Genomic DNA, 22,386 nt, shown 5'->3' with positions numbered 1-22,386 from the left:
GCACACCGGCCGCGTGCACGACCGCGTCCGGCGGGTACTGCGCCAGCACCTCGGCCACCGCGGCGCGGTCGGTCACGTCGGCCGCGACCACGATCGTCCGTGCACCGTCACCGGTCCCGCCACCGCGGCTGAGCAACACCACGCGGTCCGCTCCGGCGTCGAGCGCCCACCGCGCGACATGCGTGCCCAGCGCACCGGTGCCGCCGGTGATCAACACCGTGCCGCGCGGCGTCCACCGCGACGAGCCGCCGGCGGGCACCGGGGTGAGGCGGCGGCCGTACGCGCCGGTCGCGCGGATCGCGACCTGGTCCTCATCGCCGCCGAGCACGCCCGCCAGCAGGTCCGGTCGCACGTCGTCGGCGGGCAGGTCCACCAGGCCGCCCCAGCGCTCGGGCCGCTCCAGGGCCACGACCCGGCCCAGGCCCCAGAGCAGTGCGCCGGCGAGGTCGTCCACCGGGTCGGTCGCGGCCACCGCGACCGCGCCGCGGGTCACCACCCACACCCGTGCCGCCGGCCGCGCCCGGAGCAGGGCCACCAGGTCGTCCACCGACGGCGACACGCAGACGACCCGGTCGGTCTCATCGGTCGTCACGTCGAGACCGCACCCGGCCAGCCCGGCGGCGAGGGTGTCGTCACCGAGCACCTGCCAGCGCCCGGACGGCACCCGCGTGCGATCCGGCAGGCGCTGCCAGGTGATCCCGTACCGCGGGTCGTCCGCGGTCTTGCCCGTGAGCCAGTAGTGCCGGTGCTGGAAGGCCGTTTTCGGCAGCGGCACCACCGGCACGTCCGGCACGACCGCCGTCCAGTCGACGTGACCGCCGCGCGCGAACACCTCGCCCACGGCGGTGAGGGCCGTGCGTGGCTCGGGGCGGTCGCGGCGGGTCAGCGCGACGGCGGCGACGTCCGTCTCCAGCGCGTCGACCAGCCCGGTGAGCACACCGCCCGGCCCGAGTTCGAGCACCGTGCCGACGTCCAACGCGGCGACCGCGTCGGCGAAGCGGACCGTCCGGCGGATCTGGTCCACCCAGTAGTCCGGCGACGGGGGCAGCGGACCGGCCGTCACGGTGGACAGCACGGGAATCCGCGCGGGCGCGAACGTCAGGCCCGCGACGACGGCGCGGAAGTCCTCCAGCACGGGTTCCATCAACGCGGAGTGGAACGCGTGGCTGACCTTGAGGTACCGGGCCTGGACACCCAGCACGCGCACGGCATCCGCCACCGCGTCCCGCGCGCCGGACAACACGACGGACCGCGGCCCGTTCACGGCGGCGACGCTGACACCCGCGAGGTCTCCGACCTCGTCTTCCGCGACGGGCACCGACGCCATCACGCCGCCTTCGGGCAACGCCTGCATCAGCCGCCCACGCGCGGCGACGAGTTCCGCCGCGTCCGACAACGACAGCATCCCGGCGACGTGCGCGGCGGCGACTTCGCCGATCGAGTGGCCGACGAGCACGCGGGGCCGCACACCCCACGACGACACCAACGCGAACATCGCGACTTCGACGGCGAACAGCCCGGCCTGCGTGAACACGGTCTCATCGAGCCCGTCCGCGTCGCCGAACACCACGTCCCGCACCGGAGGTCCGGGCAGGTGGCGGTCGAGTTCCGCACAGGCCGCGTCGAACGCATCCCGGAACACGGGAAACGCGGCGTGCAGCTCACGCCCCATACCCGGCCGCTGCGCACCCTGACCGGCAAACGCGAACGCCACCCCACCGTCACCCGCCGGCTGGGAACGCTCGACCCTCCGCAGCCGGTCGACCACCTCGGCACGGTCTTCGGCTACCACCACAACGCGGTGCTCCCACACCGATCGCGTCGTGACGAGCGACCGGGCGGTGCCGACGAGCGACGCGCCTCCCTCGATGTGGTCGGCGATCCGCGCGGCCTGCTCCCGCAGTCCCCCGGTGCTCCGAGCCGACACCACGATCGGCACGGCGGAGTCGACCTCCACGGGCTCGGGTGCGGGTTGTGCCGGTGGTTCCTCGATGATCACGTGGGCATTCGTGCCGGACACGCCGAACGACGACACACCCGCCCGCCGAGGCCGACCATTCGTCTCCCAGGGCACCGACTCGGTCAACAACGCCACCGCACCGGCCGACCAATCCACCTTGTCCGTCGGCTCATCGACGTGCAGCGTGCGCGGCAACACCCCGTGCTTCAGGGCCAACACCGTCTTGATCACACCGACCACACCGGCCGCCGCCTGCGTGTGCCCGATATTCGACTTCACCGAACCCAGCCACAACGGCCGATCCCGATCCCGACCATAAGTCGCCAAGACGGCGTTGGCCTCGATCGGATCGCCGAGCGTCGTACCGGTTCCGTGTGCCTCGACCACATCCACATCTGCCGGACGCAGACCCGCAACACGCAACGCCTGACGAATCACCTTCTCCTGCGCCGGACCGTTCGGCGCGGTCAACCCATTCGACGCACCATCCTGATTCACCGCCGAACCACGAACAACCGCCAGGACTTCCCGGCCATCCCGTACTGCATCGGACAACCGTTGCAGGACAACAACACCCACACCCTCAGCCCAACCAGTGCCATCCGCACCAGCCGAGAACGACTTGCACCGACCATCCACCGACAAACCACGCTGCCGCGAGAACTCCACGAACACATCGGAAGTCGCCAACACGGCAGCCCCACCGACCAGGGCCGTGGTGCACTCACCGTGCCGCAACGACTGCGCGGCCAAGTGCAACGCCACCAACGACGACGAACACGCCGTGTCCACCGTCACCGCCGGACCCTGCACACCCAACACATACGACACCCGACCGGACAACACGCTCGACGCGGTGCCGGTGAGGAGGAAGCCCTCGGCCTCGGCCGAGCGCGCCCCGTACCCCTGGCCCGAGGCCCCGACGAACACGCCGACGTCCTGCCCGCGCAACGACGCGGGGTCGATCGCGGCGTCTTCCAACGCCTCCCACGAGGTCTCCAGCAGCAACCGCTGCTGCGGGTCCATCGCCAACGCCTCACGCGGCGAGATCCCGAAGAACCCCGCATCGAACGCACCGGCGTCAACCAGGAAACCACCACGCCGGGTGTAGGACGTCCCGGTCGCCTCCGGATCCGGGTCGTACAACCTCTCCAGGTCCCAGCCGCGATCGGTCGGGAAGTCGGTCACGGTCTCGCCACCACGCGCCAACAGGTCCCAGAACTGCTCCGGCGTCGACACCCCGCCCGGCAACCGCATCCCGAGGCCGACGATGGCGATCGGGTCGTCGGCCACGGACGCGTCACGCTCGACCGGTTCCGCGGGTGCGGGCGCCTCCAGCAGGCGCGTGCGCAACGCCTCCGCCAGCGCGGTGGCACTCGGGTAGTCGAACGCGACGGTCACGGGCAGCGTGACACCGGTCGCCGTCGCGAGCCGGTTGCGCAGCTCGACCGAGGTCAGCGAGTCGAACCCGACGTCGCGGAACGCCCGTGTCGGCGCGATGCCGTCCGCGGACGCCATGCCCAGCACCGCTGCCGCGGCCTGCCGGACCAGGCCGACCAGCACTTCCCGCTGCCCGACCGCGTCGGTGGCGGACAACGCGTCGACCAGTCCGCTCGCCCGGCTGTCCGGCGTGGTGCGGGCCGCCGCCTCCGGCACCCCGCTGAGCAGGGGACTCGGTCGCCGGGCGGTGAACATCTCGGCGAACCGCGGCCAGTCGATCCGCGCGACCACGGCCGTGGCCCGCCCGTCACGCAGCACTGCGTCCAACTCGGCGAGGGCCTGTTCGGGTGGCATGGGCAGGATCGCCCGACGTCGCAACTGCTCCTCGGCGTCACCGGCCTCGGCCATGCCGCCGCCCGCCCAGGCGCCCCAGGCGATCGAGGTGGCCGCGAGACCACGTGCGCGGCGGTTCTCGGCCAGCGCGTCCAGGTGGGCGTTGGCCGCCGCGTACGCGGCCTGCCGAGTGGAACCCCAGACGCCCGCGATCGAGGAGAACAACACGAACGCGTCCAGCGGGCGGTCGCCCAGCACCTCGTCCAGCACCGCCGCGCCCACGGCCTTGCCCGCCAGCACCTCCGCGAACGAGTGCGCGTCGTAGTCCAGGACCGGGACCATGTCACCGGCGACACCGGCCGCGTGCACGACCGCGTCGGGCGGGAACTGCTCGACCACCGCCGCGACGGCCGCGTGGTCGGCCACGTCACACGCCACCACCGACACCCGCGCACCGACGTCGGCCAGGCCCGCGTCCGCACCGCTTCGGCTCAACAGCACGACGTGCTCCGCGCCGCGCTCCGCCACCCACCGCGCGACCCGGCGACCCAGCGCACCCGTTCCGCCGGTGACCAGGACCGTTCCCCGCGGTACCCACCCCGGTCCGCCGTCCCGCGCCGGAGCCGGTGCCAGTCGCCGGCCGAACGCGCCACCGGACCGGACCGCCACCTGGTCCTCGGTGCCGCCCAACGCGGCCACCAGCCGGGACAGCGCGCTCTCGTCCGGGTCCGGTGGCAGGTCGAGCAGCCCGCCCCAGCGTCGCGGGTGCTCCAACGCGACCACGCGGCCGAGCCCCCACACCCTGGCCGCCGACGGGTCGTGCGGCGGGTCGAACGGGCCGGTCGACACGGCACCGCGGGTCACCACCCACACCGGTGCCGGTGATTCGGTGCGCAGCAGCGCCTGGACGGTGCGCAGCACGTGCTCCACGTCGTCGGAAGCAACCAGCACACCGGCCACGTCCGCCGGGTCGGCGTCCACGACCACGTCCAGGCCCGCCGCCACCAAACCCGCGTGCAGCTCGCCGCCGCGCTCGTCGGCGAGCAGGAGCCACCGCCCACCGGGCGCGTGCTCGGGCAGGACGAGGCGTTCCCAGCCGATCTCGTACCGCCACGGCCCCACGCCGGTCCGGGCGGTCGCCCGGCCCGGCGGCAGCCAGTAGTGCCGGTGCTCGAACGCGGTCGTCGGCAGCGGCACGGGCGGGACGTCCGGCAGCACGGTCGTCCAGTCGACGCCACCGCCGTGCGCGAAGACGTCCGCGAGGGACTGGCGGAAGCGGGGCCACCCGCCGTCGTCGCGGCGGATCGACCCGAGCACCGCCACGTCCGGGTGGCCGGCGGCTTCCGCGGTCTCCCGGATGGCGGCGTTCAACGCCGGGTGGGGGCCGCACTCCAGGAACAGGTCGAAGCCGTCACCGGCCAAGGCCCGCACGGCGTCGGCGAACAACACCCGGCCACGCAGGTTGCGGAACCAGTAGTCGGGATCGAGGCCGCCCCGCACCCAGTCGGCGTCAACGGTCGAGTACCAGGGGATGTCGGGTTTGCGTGGCTGGATGCCGACCAGCACGGCGGAGATGTCGTCCGCGATGGCGTCCACGTGTGACGTGTGGGAGGCGTAGTCCACGGCTACCCGTCGCGCCCACACACCTTCGGCCGCGTAGCGGGTTTCCAGCTCGGTCAGCACCTCTGCGTCACCGGCCAGGACGATCGACCGCGGCCCGTTCACCGCCGCGATCTCCACACCTTCCGGCGCTTCCTCCGGCGGGAGCGCGACGGACATCATCCCGCCGCGGCGGATCGTGCCGTTCGCGATCGCCTTGCTGCGCAGCGTGACCACTCGCGCGGCGTCTTCAAGCGTCAGGGCTCCCGCCACGCACGCGGCAGCGATCTCACCCTGCGAATGGCCCACCACCGCATCCGGCTCCAGGCCGTACGACCGCCACAACGCGGCCAACGACACCATCACCGCAAAGGACACCGGCTGAACGACGTCAACCCGATCCAACGACGCAGCACCGAACACCACGTCACGCAGCGACCAATCCACATAGGACGAGAACGCCCGCTCGCACTCCTCCATCCGCGCGGCAAAGACGGGCTGCGACTCCCACAGCTCACGCCCCATCCCCACCCACTGCGCACCCTGACCCGGGAACACCAGCACCGTTTTCCCGTTACCCGCCTTGACCGGTGCGTCAATCGACCGCAGTGCCGTCACGGCTTCCGCGTTCTCCCGCGCGAACAGCACCGCGCGGTGCTCCCACAACGCGCGAGTGGTCAGCAGGGACTTCGCCACGGCGGCCAGGTCGGCTCGCGTCGCGGCCAGGTGGTCCGCCAAGCGCGCGGCCTGCGCGACCACGCCGGACGTGGTCCGCGCGGACACGACCAGGGGCACCACGTCGCCCTGCGTGGCCACCTCGCGGGGCTCCACGGCAGGAGGCGCTTCAATGATGACGTGGGCGTTGGTCCCGGACACGCCGAACGACGACACACCCGCGCGCCGAGGCCGACCGTTCACCTCCCAGGGCACCGACTCGGTCAGCAACTCCACCGCACCGGCCGACCAATCCACCTTGTCCGTCGGCCGATCCACGTGCAGCGTGCACGGCAGCACCCCATGCCGCAGGGCCAACACCATCTTGATCACACCGACCACACCGGCCGCCGCCTGCGTGTGCCCGACATTCGACTTCACCGAACCCAGCCACAACGGCCGATCCCGATCCTGGCCGTAAGTCGCGAGAAGCGCATTCGCCTCGATCGGATCGCCGAGCGTCGTGCCGGTTCCGTGGGCTTCGACCACATCCACGTCCGCCGGACGCAGACCCGCAACACGCAACGCCTGACGAATCACCTTCTCCTGCGCCGGACCATTCGGCGCGGTCAACCCATTCGACGCACCATCCTGATTCACCGCCGAACCACGAACAACCGCCAGGACCTCACGACCATCCCGCAACGCATCAGACAACCGTTGCAGAACAACAACACCCACGCCCTCAGCCCAACCAGTGCCATCCGCACCGGCCGAGAACGACTTGCACCGACCATCCACCGACAAACCACGCTGCCGCGAAAACTCCACGAACACGGCAGGCGAGGCGAGCACCGTCACACCACCGGCAAGCGCCATCGAGCACTCACCCGCACGCAACGACTGAGCCGCCAAATGCAACGACACCAACGACGACGAACACGCCGTATCCACCGTCACCGCCGGACCCTGCACACCCAACACGTACGACACCCGACCAGCCGCCACGCTGCCCGCGTTGCCCGTGCCGAGGAACCCTTCCAACTCCGCCGGCTGCGGACCGTCCGCGTAGTCGTGGTACATCAGGCCGGTGAACACACCAACCTCCTGACCACGCAACGACGACGGATCAACACCAGCCCGCTCCAACGCCTCCCACGACGCCTCCAACAACAACCGCTGCTGCGGATCCATCGCCAACGCCTCACGCGGCGAAATACCAAAGAACCCCGCGTCAAACGCACCGGCGTCCTCCAGGAAGCTGCCGTGGCGCGTGTAGGAGGTCCCGACCGACTCCGGATCGGCGTTGTACAACGCCTCCAGGTCCCAGCCGCGATCAACCGGGAACTCGGTGACCGTGTCCCGCCCTTCGGCCAACAGTTCCCAGAACGCCTCGGGTGTGGAGATGCCGCCCGGCAGCCGCAAACCCATGCCGACGACGGCGATGGGCTCCTCGACCCGGGCGACCAGCCGCGCGTTCTCCCGCTTCAACCGCTCGGTCTCCTGGAGCGACGTGCGCAGCGCCTCGACCAGGCGCCCGTTCTGGTCGGTCATCGGCTTGTCCCCGCTCATCCCAACTCCCCCAGCGCGCGCTTGATCAGGCTCTCGGCATCCATCTCGGCAATGAGCGCCGACTCCTCGTCGGGTTCGACCACGGGCTCCGGAGCCGGTTCGTCCCGGCCGAACATGCCTTCGTGCAGCCGTTCGCCGAGCACGGTCGGGTTCGGGTGGTCGAAGACGACGGTCACCGGCAGTCGCACGTCCGTCGCCGCGCCGAGCCGGTTGCGCAGCTCGACCGAGGTCAGCGAGTCGAACCCGAGGTCGCGGAACGCCGTCAACGGCCCGATGCCGCCCGCGTCCGCCCGGTTCAACACCACGGCCGCCTCACGCCGGACGAGGTCGGTCAACGCCGCACGCCGCCGCGCCACCTCCAGGTCGGCCAGTTCCGCACGCAGGTCGGCGTGCCGCGGGGCGGCCGCCGGTCGCACCGGCCCGACGAGATCACGCCACATCGCGGGCACCCGGCCGGACCGGGCCCGCGCCCGCAACGCGGGCAGGTCCGGCACCACCGGCACCACGGCCGGTTCACCACACGCCAGGGCCGCGTCGAACATGCGCATACCGCGTTCCACGTCGATCGCCGCCACACCCGCCCGCGTCATCCGGTCCCGGTCCCCGTCGTCCAGGTGGCCGGTCATCGCGCTCGCCTTCGCCCACAGACCCCAGGCCAGGGACACCCCGGCGTGACCGGCCGCCCGGCGGCGGACCACCGCCGCGTCGAGGAACGCGTTCGCCGCCGCGTAGTTGCCCTGCCCGGCGTTGCCGAGCACACCGGCCGCCGACGAGAACACGACCAGCGACGCGCCCAGTTCGCGGGTCGCCTCGTCCAGGTGGCCGAAGGCGTCGACCTTGGGCCCGAAGACACCGTCGAGCCGGTCGGCGTCCAGGGAGGTGATCGCACCGTCGTCGAGCACGCCCGCGGTGTGCACGACGACGGTCGGTGCGACCTCCGCCAGCAAAGCGCGCACCTGGTCCCGGTCCGCGACGTCGCACGTCACGACCTCCGCGCCGAGTTCCACCCGCAACCGCTCGGCGTCGGCCGCGCGGTCGCCCTGCCGCGAGGCCAGCACCAGGCGGCGCACGCCGTGCTCGGCGGCGAGGTGGCGGGCGACCAGCGAGCCGAGCGCCCCGGTGCCACCGGTGATCAGCACGGTGCCCTCCGTGTCCCAGGCCGGGTCCGTCCCGGCCGCCGCGACCCGGGCCAGGCGGGGCACCCAGCACCGCTCGCCACGCACCGCGACCTGCCACTCGTCAGCGGCCACCGCAGCCGCCGCGGCCGACTCCACCGCACCGTCGCCGTCGACCAGGACCAGCCGCCCCGGGTGCTCAACCTGGGCGGCCCGCACCAGGCCCCAGACCGCAGCCGCCGCCGGGTCCACCTCGCCGGAACCAGTGGGGTCCACGGCGTTCCGGGTCACCACGACCAGGCGGGCGTCGTCGGCCAGTACCCGGTGCACGGCCGCCAGCACCTCGGCCACCGCGTGCCGCGCCCGTTCGGCGTCCGACCCGCTACCGGGGTCGACGGGGAACACCACCCACCCCGGCGGCGTGGCGACGGGCGCGGTCGACGGCAGCGGCGCCCAGTCGACGCGGAACAGGTCGTCGGCGGCGGGCCGCAGGTCGCGCGGTGCGACCGGCCGACTCGCGAGCGCGCCGAGCGTGAGCACCGGCGAGCCGGTGGCGTCCACGGCCGTCACCTCGCCGCCGGGGCGGATGCGCACCCGCACGCTGGTCGCGCCGACAGCGCGCACGATGAGCCGCTGCCAGGCGAACGGCAGCTCGATCCGCCCGCTGTCGCGCAAGGCGGCCGGGTCGAGCAACGCGGTCGGCTGCACCACCGCGTCGAGCAACGCCGGGTGGACGGCGAACCCCTCCGGGGCCACCCCCTCGGGGAGGTCGACCTCGGCGAACAACTCCGCACCACGCCGCCACAGCGACCGGACGCCCTGGAACGCCGGGCCGTACTCGTAACCGGCGTCGGCCAGCACCGCGTAGCAGTCGGCCACGGGCTCGGCGCCGCTCGGCGGCCACTCGACCTCACCGGGCGGCTCGTCCACGTGGCTGTCGAGGGTGCCGGTCGCGTACCTCGTCCACGGCCCGTTCCCCGTCCTGCCGTGCACGCTCACCGATCGCCGCCCGTCCTCCTCGGCCGGTCCCACGGCGACCCGCACCGCCACGTCCTCGGTCGGCCCGAGCACGAGCGGCTGCCCGAGCACCAGTTCGGCCACGACCGGGCAGCCCACCCGGTCGCCCGCCTGGACCACGAGTTCCGCCAGCGCCGCGCCGGGCACCACCACCGCACCGGCCACGGCGTGGTCGACCAGCCACGGCTGGAGCCGGTGCGCGAGGCGACCGGTGAGCACGACGCCACCCGTCTCCGGGTCCTCCACCGCCGCGCCGAGCACGGGGTGCGTCACCGGGTCGAGACCGACCCCGGTCACGTCGCCCGGGGATCGGTCCGCGGTGAGCCAGTAACGCTGCCGGTCGAACTCCGTGGTCGGCACCGGCACCAAGGGCGCGTCGGGCACGACCGCGCGCCAGTCGACGGTGCCACCCCGCACGAAGACCTCCGCCAGCGAGCGGACGAACCGGTCCCACCCGCCGTCATCCCGGCGCAACGAGCCCACGACGACCGCATCCGGCAGGCTGTCGGCGATCGCGGCCGTCAACACCGGGTGCGAGCCCGCCTCCACGAAGAGGTCGAAGTCCTCGTTCCCGAGTTCGGCGACCGCGTCCGCGAACCGCACCTGCTGACGCAGGTTCCGCACCCAGTACGACGCGTCCACCGCACCCATCCACCCAACATCCACAGTGGACAACCACGGGATCTCCGGCTCACGCCCACGCACATCCCCGATCCGTTCGAGGATTTCCTCCGCGACAGCGTCGACCTGCGACGTGTGGGAGGCGTAGTCGACCGGAATGCGCCGGGCTCGCACGCCCTTCGCCGCGTACCCCGCTGCCAACTCGGACAGCGCGTCCGGCTCGCCCGCGAGCACAACGGACCGCGGACCGTTCACGGCCGCGATCTCCACACCCTCCGGGACCTCGCCCGGCGCGACCTCCACCGACAGCATCCCGCCCCGACCGGCGAGGCCCGACGCGATCACCCGACTCCGCAGTACCACCACCCGCGCCGCGTCTTCCAGGGTCAACGCGCCCGACACGCACGCCGCCGCGATCTCACCCTGCGAATGGCCGATCACCGCGTCCGGCCGGAACCCGTACGACCGCCACAACGCCGCCAACGACACCATCACCGCGAACGACACCGGCTGAACAACATCAACCCGCTCCAACGACGCAGCACCGAACACCACGTCCCGCAGCGACCAATCCACATAGGACGCGAACGCCCGCTCGCACTCCTCCATCCGCGCAGCGAAAACCGGCTGCGACTCCCACAACCCACGCCCCATCCCCACCCACTGCGCACCCTGACCCGGGAACACGAGGGCCTGCTTCCGGGAACCGGTCGCGACGCCGCTGATCACGTCCGGCGTCGGCTGCCCGGCGGCGAAGTCCCGCAACGCATCGGGTTTGAGGGCGACCGCACGCCACGGCCAGGCGGGGCGCGCGACCACCAGGCTCCGGGCGACCCCGGCCGGGTGGTCGGCGACTCGCGCGGCCTGAGCCGCGAGCCCGGTCGCACTGCGTGCCGAGACCACCAGGGGTGACGTGTCGTCCACCGGCGCCTCAGGACGGGTCGGCGGCTGTTCGAGGATGACGTGGGCGTTCGTGCCGGAAACACCGAACGACGACACACCGGCTCGGCGTGGTCGTCCATTTTCGGTCCACGGCACGGATTCCGTGGTCAGCCGCACCGACCCGGTCGACCAGTCCACCTTGTCCGTGGGCTGGTCGACGTGCAGCGTGGGCGGCAACACCCCGTGCCGCAGGGCCAACACCATCTTGATCACACCGACCACACCCGCAGCCGCCTGCGTGTGCCCGATATTCGACTTCACCGAACCCAACCACAACGGCCGATCCCGATCCTGACCGTAAGTCGCGAGAAGCGCATTCGCCTCGATCGGATCGCCGAGCGTCGTGCCGGTTCCATGGGCCTCCACCACATCCACGTCCGCCGGACGCAGACCCGCAACACGCAACGCCTGACGAATCACCTTCTCCTGCGCCGGACCATTCGGCGCGGTCAACCCATTCGACGCACCATCCTGGTTCACCGCCGAACCACGAACAACCGCCAGGATCTCCCGACCATCCCGCAACGCATCAGACAGCCGCTGCACGACCAGGACGCCCACGCCCTCCGACCACGCGGTGCCATCGGCGGCTTGGGCGAACGGCTTGCACCGACCGTCCGGGGACAGCCCGCGTTGGCGGGAGAACTCCACGAACACATCGGGATTCGCCATGACGGTCACGCCACCGGCGAGCGCCATCGAGCACTCCCCCGACCGCAACGACTGCGCCGCCAAATGCAACGACACCAACGACGACGAACACGCCGTATCCACCGTCACCGCAGGACCCTGCACACCCAACACATACGACACCCGACCGGACAACACGCTCGATGCGTTGCCGAGCAGGAGGTAGCCGTCGGATCGCGCACCCGCCGCCAAGCCGTAGGACTGGGCCGACGCACCGAGGAACACGCCGACCTCCTTGCCACGCAGGGAGGTCGGATCGACGCCGGACCGCTCCAGCGCCTCCCACGACGTCTCCAGCACCAAGCGTTGCTGCGGGTCCATCGCCAACGCCTCCCGCGGCGAGATCCCGAAGAAGTCGGCGTCGAAGAGGCCCGCGTCGGCCAGGAAACCGCCGTGCCGGGTGTAGGACGTGCCGATCGAGTCGGGCGACGGGTCGTACAGCCCCGCCAGGTCCCAGCCGCGATCGGTGGGGAACTCCGACACCGCGTCCACGCCGTCGACCAGCAGCCGCCAGTAGTCCTCCGGCGTGGCCACGCCGCCCGGCAGGCGCACGGCCATGCCCACCACGACGATCGGGTCGTCGGTGGCGTTCGACGGCGTGGTCGGGTCGGTGTCCGCGGCGGGCGTGGCCGCGGTGGTGAGCCGTGCGTGCAGGAACTCCGCCAGCGCGGTCGGGTTCGGGTGGTCGAAGACCACGGTCGCGGGCAGGGCGAGACCGGTCGCCGCGGCGAGCCGGTTGCGCAGCTCGATGGCGGTCAGCGAGTCGAAACCCGCGTCCCGGAACGCCTTCGTCTCCGGCACGTCCGTGTTCGCCAGCACCGCGGCCGCCGCCGCGCGCACGGTGCGCACCAGTGACGGCAGGTCGTGCCCGACCCGGTCGGCACCGGCGGTCCGGGTCGGCGCGGCGACGACGTCGTGCAGGACACCGGTTCGCGGCGCGGAGGCGGCCAACCGGACCGGCACCAGGTCCGCGCGGTCCGCGGCGGTCGCGTGGTCGAGCACGCGCAAGCCCTGCTCGGCCGTCATCCGGTCGACGCCGAGCCGTGCCAGGCGCTCGGTGTCGACCGCGCCGAGCCGCCCCGTCATCCCGCCGACCGGCGCCCAGTGGCCCCACGCCAGCGACACCGCCGGGTACCCGGCGGCCCGGCGGCGCACCGCCAGCGCGTCCAGGTAGGCGTTGGCCGCGGCGTAGTTCGCCTGACCGGCCGGGCCGAGCACACCGGCCGCCGAGGAGAACAACACGAACGCGTCCAGGTCCATCCCCCGCGTCAACACGTCGAGGTGGGTGGCCGCGTCGACCTTCGGCCGGAACACCGCGTCGACCGCCGCGGCGTCGAGCGAGGTCAGCGTGCCGTCCTCGACCACACCGGCCGTGTGCACGACCGCGGTGATCGGCGCGACGCGCAGCAGGTCCCGCACCTGGTCGTGGTCGGCGACGTCGCAGGCCACCATGGTCACCGCCGCACCGGCCGCGGTCAGCTCCGCGCGCAACGCGGGATCTTCACCCCGTCGGGACGCGAGCACGACATGACCCACCCCGTGCTCGGTGACGAGGTGCCGCGCCACCAACGCGCCGAGGGTGCCGGTGCCACCGGTGATCAGGACCGTGGCGTCCGGTCGCCACACCGGTGGGCCGTCGACGGCGACTTCCCGCAGCCGGGGCACCCGCACCTCGCCGGCGCGCACGCGGAACTGGTCCGCGACGGGCACCGCCCGCCACAACGCGGGCAGGTCGGCGTCCGACCCGATGTCGGCGAGCACGAGCCGGTCCGGGTGCTCGGACTGGGCACTGCGCACCAGGCCCCACACGGCCGCGGCGACCGGATCGGTGTCCGCGCCCGTCGTGACGACCACCAGTCGGCTGTGCTCCCAGCGCGGCTGGGTCACGAACTCCCGCACCACCGCGAGGACGTCGTTCACGACCGCTCGCGCGTCACCGCCCGGCACGCGCAACGCCGGCCAGGCCGGGGTCTCCCCGGCGGGCAGGTCGTGCACCAGCGTCCCGTGCACGACGTCGCCGTCCGGTTCCACCGGCACCCAGTGCACCGCGTACACCGGCATGTTGTCCGTGCCCACGGGGCCGTCGGGGGCCGACCGGCGACCGGTGAGCCAGTAGTGCCGCCGCTCGAACACGGTCTTCGGGACCGCCACCACGGGTGTGCGCGGCAGCACGGCCCGCCAGTCGACGTCGTGCCCGCGAGTGAAGAGCGTCGCGGCGGCGGTGAGCGCCGTGCGCACCTCGGGCCGCTCACGCCGGGTGAAGGGCACGGCGACCACGTCGGTGAACAGGCCGGACAACGCGCCGCCCGGCCCGACCTCCAGCACCGTCGACACCGGCCGCGCGCGGTCGCCGGTCATCGTGGACACCACGTCCGCGAACCGGACGGTGCGCCGCACCTGGTCTGTCCAGTACCGGGGTGAGCGGGCTTCGTCGTCGGTGAGCAGCCGACCGGTCACCGACGACACCAGGGGGATCTTCGGCGCGTGGTACTCCAACTCGGCCGCGATCGCGCCGAACTCGGCGAGCACCGGCTCCATGAGCGCGGAGTGGAAGGCGTGGCTGACCCGCAGTTCCCGGCCCGGCACGCCGAGCGCCCGCACGGCCCGCGTGACGGCGGCCCGTTCGCCGGACAGCACCACCGACGTCGGCCCGTTCACCGCGGCGATCGACACGTCCGGCAGGTCACGCGCGATGTCCTCCGCGACCGGCACGGACACCATCGCACCGCCTTCGGGCAACGCGCCCATCAACCGTCCGCGTGCGGCGACCAGGCGGGCGGCGTCCGCCAACGACCACACGCCCGCCACCAGCGCTGCGGTGATCTCGCCCAGCGAGTGACCGGCCAGCACCCGGGGCCGGATGCCCCACGACACCGCCAGTTCCGCCATCGCCACCTCGACGGCGAACAACCCGGTCTGGGCGTACGCGGTGCCGTCGAGCACCCCGTGGTCGCCGAACACCGCGTCTCGCACCGAGAAGTCCAGGTGCCGGTCCAGTTCCACGCACACCGCGTCGAAGGCGTCGCGGAACACCGGGAACCGGTCGTGCAGTTCGCGCCCCATCCCGGCGTGCTGAGCGCCCTGGCCCGGGAAGACGAACCCGACGCCACCGCCCGTGGCCTTCCCCGTGACCACATGCGCCTCGGTGAGGTCGCGCAACCCCGAGGCCGCTTCCGCGTCGTTCCCGGCCAGCACGACCGCGCGGTGCTCCCACGCCGCCCGCGCCACGACCAGCGAACCCGCCACCTCGGTCAGACCTGTGCTCGTCCCGTCCAGGTGCGCGGCGACGGCCGCGGCCTGTGCGTGCAAGGCCGTCTCGGTGCGCCCCGAGACGATCACCGGGACGAGGTCGCTCGGCGGAACTGGCTCGGGTGCGGGTTGTGCCGGTGGTTCCTCGATGATGACGTGGGCATTCGTGCCGGACACGCCGAACGACGACACACCCGCCCGCCGAGGCCGACCGTTCTCCTCCCAGGGCACCGATTCGGTCAGCAACTCCACCGCACCGGCCGACCAATCCACCTTGTCCGTCGGCTCATCGACGTGCAGCGTGCGCGGCAGCACCCCATGCCTCAGGGCCAACACCGTCTTGATCACGCCGACCACACCCGCAGCCGCCTGCGTGTGCCCCACGTTCGACTTCACCGAACCCAGCCACAACGGCCGATCCCGATCCCGACCGTAGGTTGCAAGCAAGGCATTGGCCTCGATCGGATCACCAAGCGTCGTCCCGGTTCCATGGGCCTCGACCACGTCGACTTCCGCCGGCTCCAAGCGAGCACTGCGCAACGCCTGGCGGATCACCTTCTCCTGCGCCGGACCATTCGGCGCGGTCAAACCATTCGACGCACCATCCTGATTCACCGCCGAACCACGAACAACCGCCAAAACCCGCCGACCATCCCGCAACGCATCAGACAACCGTTGCAGGACAACAACACCCACACCCTCGGACCAACCAGTGCCATCCGCACCAGCCGAGAACGACTTGCACCGACCATCCACCGACAAACCACGCTGCCGCGAGAACTCCACGAACACATCGGGGCTCGCCATGACCGTCACGCCACCGGCGAGAGCCATCGAGGACTCGCCTAACCGCAACGACTGCGCGGCCAAGTGCAACGCCACCAACGACGACGAACACGCCGTGTCCACCGTCACCGCCGGGCCTTGCGCGCCCAGGACGTAGGAGACGCGGCCGGACAGCACGGCCGGGAGTCCACCGGTGAGCAGGTAGCCCTCCGCGCCGTCGGGTGCGGTCGCGCTCGGTCCGTACGGCTGGGGCGTGGCACCGATGAACACCCCGGTTTGGCTGTCCCGCAGGGAGGTCGGGTCGATCCCGGCGTCCTCCAACGCCTCCCACGACGCTTCCAACAACAACCGCTGCTGCGGGTCCATCGCCAACGCCTCGCGGGACGAGATCCCGAAGAACCCCGCGTCGAACGCACCGGCGTCAGCCAGGAAGCCGCCACGCCGGGTGTAGGTCGTGCCCACCGAGTCCGGGTCCGGGTCGTACAACGCCTCCAGGTCCCAGCCGCGGTCGGTCGGGAAGTCCGACACCACGTCCACACCGCCGTCCAGCAGCCGCCAGAACGCCTCGGGGGTCGTCACACCACCCGGCAGCCGGACCGCCAGGCCCACGATCGCGATCGGGTCGCCGTCCACCGGTGTCACGTCGGCGGCCGGTCGCGTCACGTCGCCGGCGAGCTGCTCGCGGAGGTGTTCCGCGAGCCGCCGCGGGTCGGGGAAGTCGAACGCCACGGTCGGCGGCAGCACCAGGCCGGTGGCGGCGTTGAGCCGCGTGCGCAGGTCGAGCGAGGTCAGCGAGTCGAAACCCGCGTCGCGGAACGCCTGGTCGGCCGCGATGCCGTCCGGGTCGCCCAGCACGGCCGCGGCGTGAGCGCGCACGAGGTCCAGCAGCCGCGCCGAGTCGGCGTGCTCGCCCAGCCCGGCCAGGCCCCCGAGTTCCACCCGGCCGCCTGGTTCGTCTGCACCGGTCGGCGGTGCGACGGGGTCGGCCGTGCCGAGCCAGTAGTGGCGACGCTCGAAGACCGAGGTCGGCAGCGGTGCCGGTGACGTCGCGGGAACCACGGTCCGCCAGTCGACCGCGCCACCACGTACGAAGTGCTCGGCCAGCGAGCGCAGGAAACGCGGCCACCCGCCGTCGTCCCGGCGCAACGAACCGCACACCGCGACGGACCCGGCGGTGTCGACCACCGCGTCCACCAGCACCGGGTGCGGGCTGACCTCCACGAAGAGCCCGTACCCCGCCGTCGCGAGCGTGCGCACGGCGTCCGCGAACCGCACCTGGCCACGCAGGTTGCGCTGCCAGTAGTCCACCGGAACCGGTGCGCCCACCCACTCGGCACCCACCGTGGACAGCCACGGGATTTCCGGTGTCCTGGCTTCGATCCCGGCCAGCGACGCCAGCACCTCGTCGTGGATCGAGTCGACCTGCGAGCTGTGGGACGCGTAGTCCACGGGTATGCGCCGCACCCGCGCGCCACGCTCGCGGTAGTCGCGCTCCAGGTCGTCGAGCCGGTCCGGCGTGCCCGCGAGCACGACCGCGCGCGGCCCGTTGACCGCCGCGACCTCCACGTCCGGCGGGACCTCCGCGACGGGCACCGCCACCGAGAGCAGCCCGCCCCGCCCGGCCAGGCCGTTCGCGATGGCCCGGCTGCGCAGCGCGACGACCTTGGCCGCGTCGTCCAGGGTCAGCGCACCCGCGACGCACGCCGCCGCGATCTCGCCCTGCGAGTGCCCGAGCACGGCGTCCGGCCGCACGCCGTGTGCCTGCCACAACGCCGCCAGCGACACCATCACGGCCCACGTCACCGGCTGCACGACGTCGACCCGGTCCAGCGACCGGCCCTCGAACACCACGTCACGCAGCGAGAAGTCCACGAAGGGCTCCAGCGCGCGCTCGCACTCGGCCATCCGAGCCGCGAACACCGGCTGCGACTCCCACAGCTCGCGACCCATCCCGACCCACTGCGCACCCTGACCCGGGAACACGAACACCGTCTTCGCCTCGTTGAGCGCGTGCCCGGCCACCGGAGCGAGGTCGCGCAGCGCCGTCACGGCCTCGGCGGTGTCCGCCGCGAGCACCACCGCCCGGTGCGCGCGCAACGTGCGCGTGGTGAGCAGCGACGAGGCGACCGGGGCCAGGTCGGCACCGGACGCGTCGAGGTGGTCGGCCAGTCGCAGCGCCTGCTGACGTGCGGCGGAGGCCGTTCGGCCCGACACGACCAGCGGCAGCACGCCGTGCGGCGGCACCGGAGCGGGAGCGTCCACCGGGGCGGACTCGACCACCACGTGGGCGTTGGTGCCGGACACCCCGAACGAGGACACACCGGCACGCAACGGGCGCCCGTTCGGCTCCCAGCTCTCCGGCTCGGTGAGCAGTCGGACCGCGCCCGTGGCCCAGTCGACGCGCTCGGAGGGCGTGTCGGCGTGCAGCGTGCGTGGCAGCAGCCGGTTCCGCATCGCGAGCACCACCTTGATCAGCCCGGCGCTGCCCGCGGCGGCCTGGGTGTGGCCGATGTTGGACTTCACCGAGCCCAGCAGCAGCGGGCGGTCGCGTCCCTCGCCGTAGGCCGCGATGAGCGCTTCCGCCTCGATCGGGTCGCCCAGCACGGTCCCGGTGCCGTGCGCCTCCACGGCGTCCACTTCCGACGGTCGGAGACCGGCGTCGGCCAGCGCGCGGCGGATCACCTGCTCCTGGGCGAGGCCGTTCGGCGCGGTCAGGCCGTTGGAGGCACCGTCCTGGTTGACCGCCGAACCACGCACCACGGCCAGGATCTCCCGCCCCTGCCGCCGCGCCTCGGACATCCGCTCCAGCACGAGCACACCGGCGCCTTCGGCCCAGCCCGTGCCGTCCGCGTCGTGCGCGAAGGACCGGCAGCGGCCATCGGCGGACAGCCCGCCCTGCCGCGCGAACTCGTGGAAGATGCCGGGAGTCGCCATCACCGTGACGCCACCGGCGATGGCCAACGAGCACTCCCCCGACCGCAACGACTGCGCGGCCAGGTGCAACGCGACCAACGACGACGAACACGCCGTGTCCACCGTCAACGCGGGACCACGCAGGCCGAGCACGTACGACAGCCGGCCCGAGGCGACGCTCGGCGACACGCCGGTCAGCACGTAGCCCGCCGTCTCACCGCTCGCCTGCCCCATGCGGCTGCCGTAGTCCTGCGGCATCAGGCCCAGGAACACGCCCGTGTCCGTGCCGCGCAACGAGGTCGGCTCGATCCCGGCCCGCTCCAACGCCTCCCACGACGTCTCCAGGGCGAGGCGTTGCTGGGGGTCCATCGCCAGCGCCTCGCGTGGCGAGATCCCGAAGAAGCCGGCGTCGAACGCCGCCGCGTCGGTGAGGAAACCGCCCCGGAAGCCGGATGCCGGCCAACCGCGGTCGGTCGGCGCGTCGGTGATCAGGTCCTCCGCGCCGACCAGCGCCGACCAGAAGGACTCGGGCGAGTCGATCCCGCCGGGGAACCGGCAGCCGATGCCGACGATCACCACCGGGTCGTCGTCGTCCCGCGTGCGCAGGTCGGGCGGTGCGGCACCCACGCCGCCGGTCAGGTGCTCGGCCAGCCGGGCGGGCGTGGGGTGGTTGAACAACGTCGTGCTGGTCAGCCGCCTGCCGACCGCGGGGTCCAGCCGCTCCGCAAGCTCCACCAGCATCGCGGAGTCGAACCCGAGGTCCCGGAACGACGCGTCCAGGTCGATCCGCGCCGGGTCGCGCACACCGAGCACGGCCGCCATCGCGTGCCGCAGCACGGTGGGCAGGTCCCCGGCCTCCCGGTCGGCCCCGGCGTCCGCGCCCTCCACCAGCGCGTTGCCGCCGCCCGGCTCCGGCCCGGTGGCCCCCGCCGCCGGGAGGTCGTCGATCCAGTACCGCTCGCGCTGGAACGGGTAGCCCGGCAACGACACGCGACCGGCGTCCCGGAACAGCTCCGCCCACGCGACCGGCACACCCCGCACGTGCAGTTCGCCCAGCGACAGCAGCACCCGTGCCAAGCCGCCCTCGTCCCGGCGCAACGTCGGCACGGTCACCACCGCGGTGTCGCGGGCGACCGCGCCGTCACGGATGCCCGCCAGCAGCAACGGGTGGGGACTGACCTCCACGAACGTGTGCCTGCCATCGCTGAGCAGCGCGTCGACCGCGCCCAGCAGGTCCACGGGCTCCCGCAGGTTGCGGTACCAGTAGTCGGCGTCGAGCGGCACGTCGGTGTGCCCGCCGGTCACCGTCGAGTAGAACGGCACGCGGGGCGTCATCGGGCTCAGCTCGGCCAACTCCGCTTTCAGCGGGTCCTCGATCCGCTCCACCAGGGCGGAGTGCGACGCGTAGTCCGCCGCGACCCGCCGGACCCGGGCGTGCGGCTCGCACTCGGCCACGAGTTCGTCCAGCGCGTCCGCCTCGCCGGCGACCACGACCGACTCCGGCCCGTAGACCACCGCGACCGACAACCGGTCGCGCCACCGGGCGATCCGCCGCCGCACGTCCGCCGGCGGCAGCCCGATCCACACCATGCCGCCGTGACCGGTCAGCTCCCGCGCCGCGATCCGCGACCGGGCCTCGATCAGCCTGGCACCGTCCCGGATCGACAGCGCGCCGGCGACGCAGGCCGCCGCGATCTCGCCCTGCGACTGGCCGACGACCGCGACCGGTTCGACGCCGCACGAGCGCCAGACGGCGGCGAGCGCCACCATGACCGCCCACATCACCGGCTGGTTGACCTCGGTGCGCTCCATCGACGGCGCGCCGTCGACCGCACGCAGCACGTCGACCACCGACCACCCCACCAGCGGGCGCAACGCGTCGTCGCACTCCCGCAGGGCGTCGGTGAACGCCTCGGACGAGTCGAGCAGTCCGGTGGCCATGCCGGGCCACTGCGAACCCTGCCCGGGGAAGACGAACACGACGCCGGACGTGTCCGCACGCGCCGTGCCGCGCACCGCCGCCGGGGTCGGCAGGCCCTCCGCGAGGTCGGTCAACGCCGTGACCATCTCGTCGCCGGTGCCCACGACCACCGCGCGGTGCGGCAGGGCGGCCCGCGTGCGGGCCAGCGAGTGCGCGACGTCGGCCGCGGCGAACCCGGGTCGCAGGTGCGCCGCCAGGCGGGCCGCCTGGTCGGACAACGCCTGCTCGTCGTGCGCCGCCAGCACCCACGCCACCGGCCCGCCCGCGTGACCGGCCGCCGGTCGCGGCGTCGGAGCGGGACCCACGACGACGTGGGCGTTGGTGCCGCCGAGACCGAAGGACGACACGCCGGCGCAGCCGGGTTCGGGCCACGGCGTCGGTTCGGTGACGACGCGCAGCCGCCACCGGTCCAGCGGGATCGCCGGGTTCGGCCGCTCGAAGTTCAGGCTCGCCGGTACGCACCGGTGGTGCAGCGCGAGCAACGCCTTGATCAGCCCGGCGACGCCGGCCGCGCCCTCCAGGTGGCCGATGTTCGTCTTGACGGAGCCGACCAGCAGCGTCCGGTCCGCGCCGTAGGCCGCGGCGAGCGCTTGGGCCTCCACCGGGTCGCCCACCGCGGTCCCGGTGCCGTGCAGCTCGACGTAGTCGACCTCGTGCGGCGCGACACCCGCCCGCAGGCACGCCGACCGCAACACCCGCTCCTGGGCGTCCGGCCTCGGCACGGTCAACCCGGCGGACGGCCCGTCGTTGTTGACGGCGCTGCCACGCAGCACGCCGTAGACGCGGTCGCCGTCGGCCTCCGCGCGAGCCAGGGTCTTGAGCACGACCAGACCGCCGCCCTCGCCCCGGGCGAACCCGTTGGCCCTCGCGTCGAAGGTGTGGCAGCGCCCGTCCGGGGACAGCGCGCCGAGCCGGTCCAGCGCCCGCGTGGACTCGTCGGCGAGGTTGAGGTGCACCCCGCCGGCCACGGCCGCGGTCGTCTCGCCGGAGCGGATGCTCTCGATCGCCAGGTGCACGGCGACCAGGGACGACGACTGGCCGGTGTCCACGGTCATGCTCGGCCCGGCGAGGCCGAAGAAGTGCGACAGCCGGTTGGCGATGATCGCCCGGCTGGTGCCGGTGAGCCGGTGGTGGCCGACCTCCGCGCCGCGGCGGGCCGCGAGCAACGCGTAGTCCTCGGCCGTGACGCCGACGAACACACCCGTCGCGCTGTCGTGCCACGAGTCCGGCGCGGTGCCGGCGTCCTCGAACGCCTCCCAGCACAGTTCGAGCAGCAGGCGTTGCTGCGGGTCCAGCTCGCGCGCCTCGCGAGGCGAGATGCCGAACAGGCCGGCGTCGAAGCCCGCGACGTCGGGCAGGTACCCGGCGCGGGACGCCGTCGGCGGTCGACCGGCGGGTGCGTCGCCGAGCACGTCGGCACCACCGATCAGCACGTCCCAGAAGGCGGAGGTGGTCGGCGCGCCGGGGAAGCGGCACGACATCCCGACCACGGCGATGGGGGGTGACTGCTCCAC

The 22,386-nt window shown here is 73.0% G+C and carries 2 protein-coding genes (1 of these 2 only partly in view); both read right to left on the bottom strand.

Annotated features, from left to right (window positions below):
* Positions 1–7,558: part of a type I polyketide synthase coding region (locus KZQ38_RS36750; RefSeq protein WP_257902886.1), annotated on the bottom strand (this coding region is incomplete at its 3' end). Its footprint begins 6,000 nt before the window's first position; the window shows 7,558 of its 13,558 annotated nt.
* The gene (locus KZQ38_RS33890; protein ID WP_219448110.1) at positions 7,555–22,386 is read right to left on the bottom strand and encodes a type I polyketide synthase; all 14,832 of its coding nucleotides are present in this window, start codon (positions 22,384–22,386) and stop codon (positions 7,555–7,557) included. The genes KZQ38_RS33890 and KZQ38_RS36750, both read right to left, overlap by 4 nt.

The sequence above is a fragment of the Saccharothrix obliqua genome (assembly GCF_019375475.1).
GTDB classification, from domain to species: Bacteria; Actinomycetota; Actinomycetes; order Mycobacteriales; family Pseudonocardiaceae; genus Actinosynnema; species Actinosynnema obliqua.
This window is presented reverse-complemented; position numbering and strand designations above follow the sequence as displayed.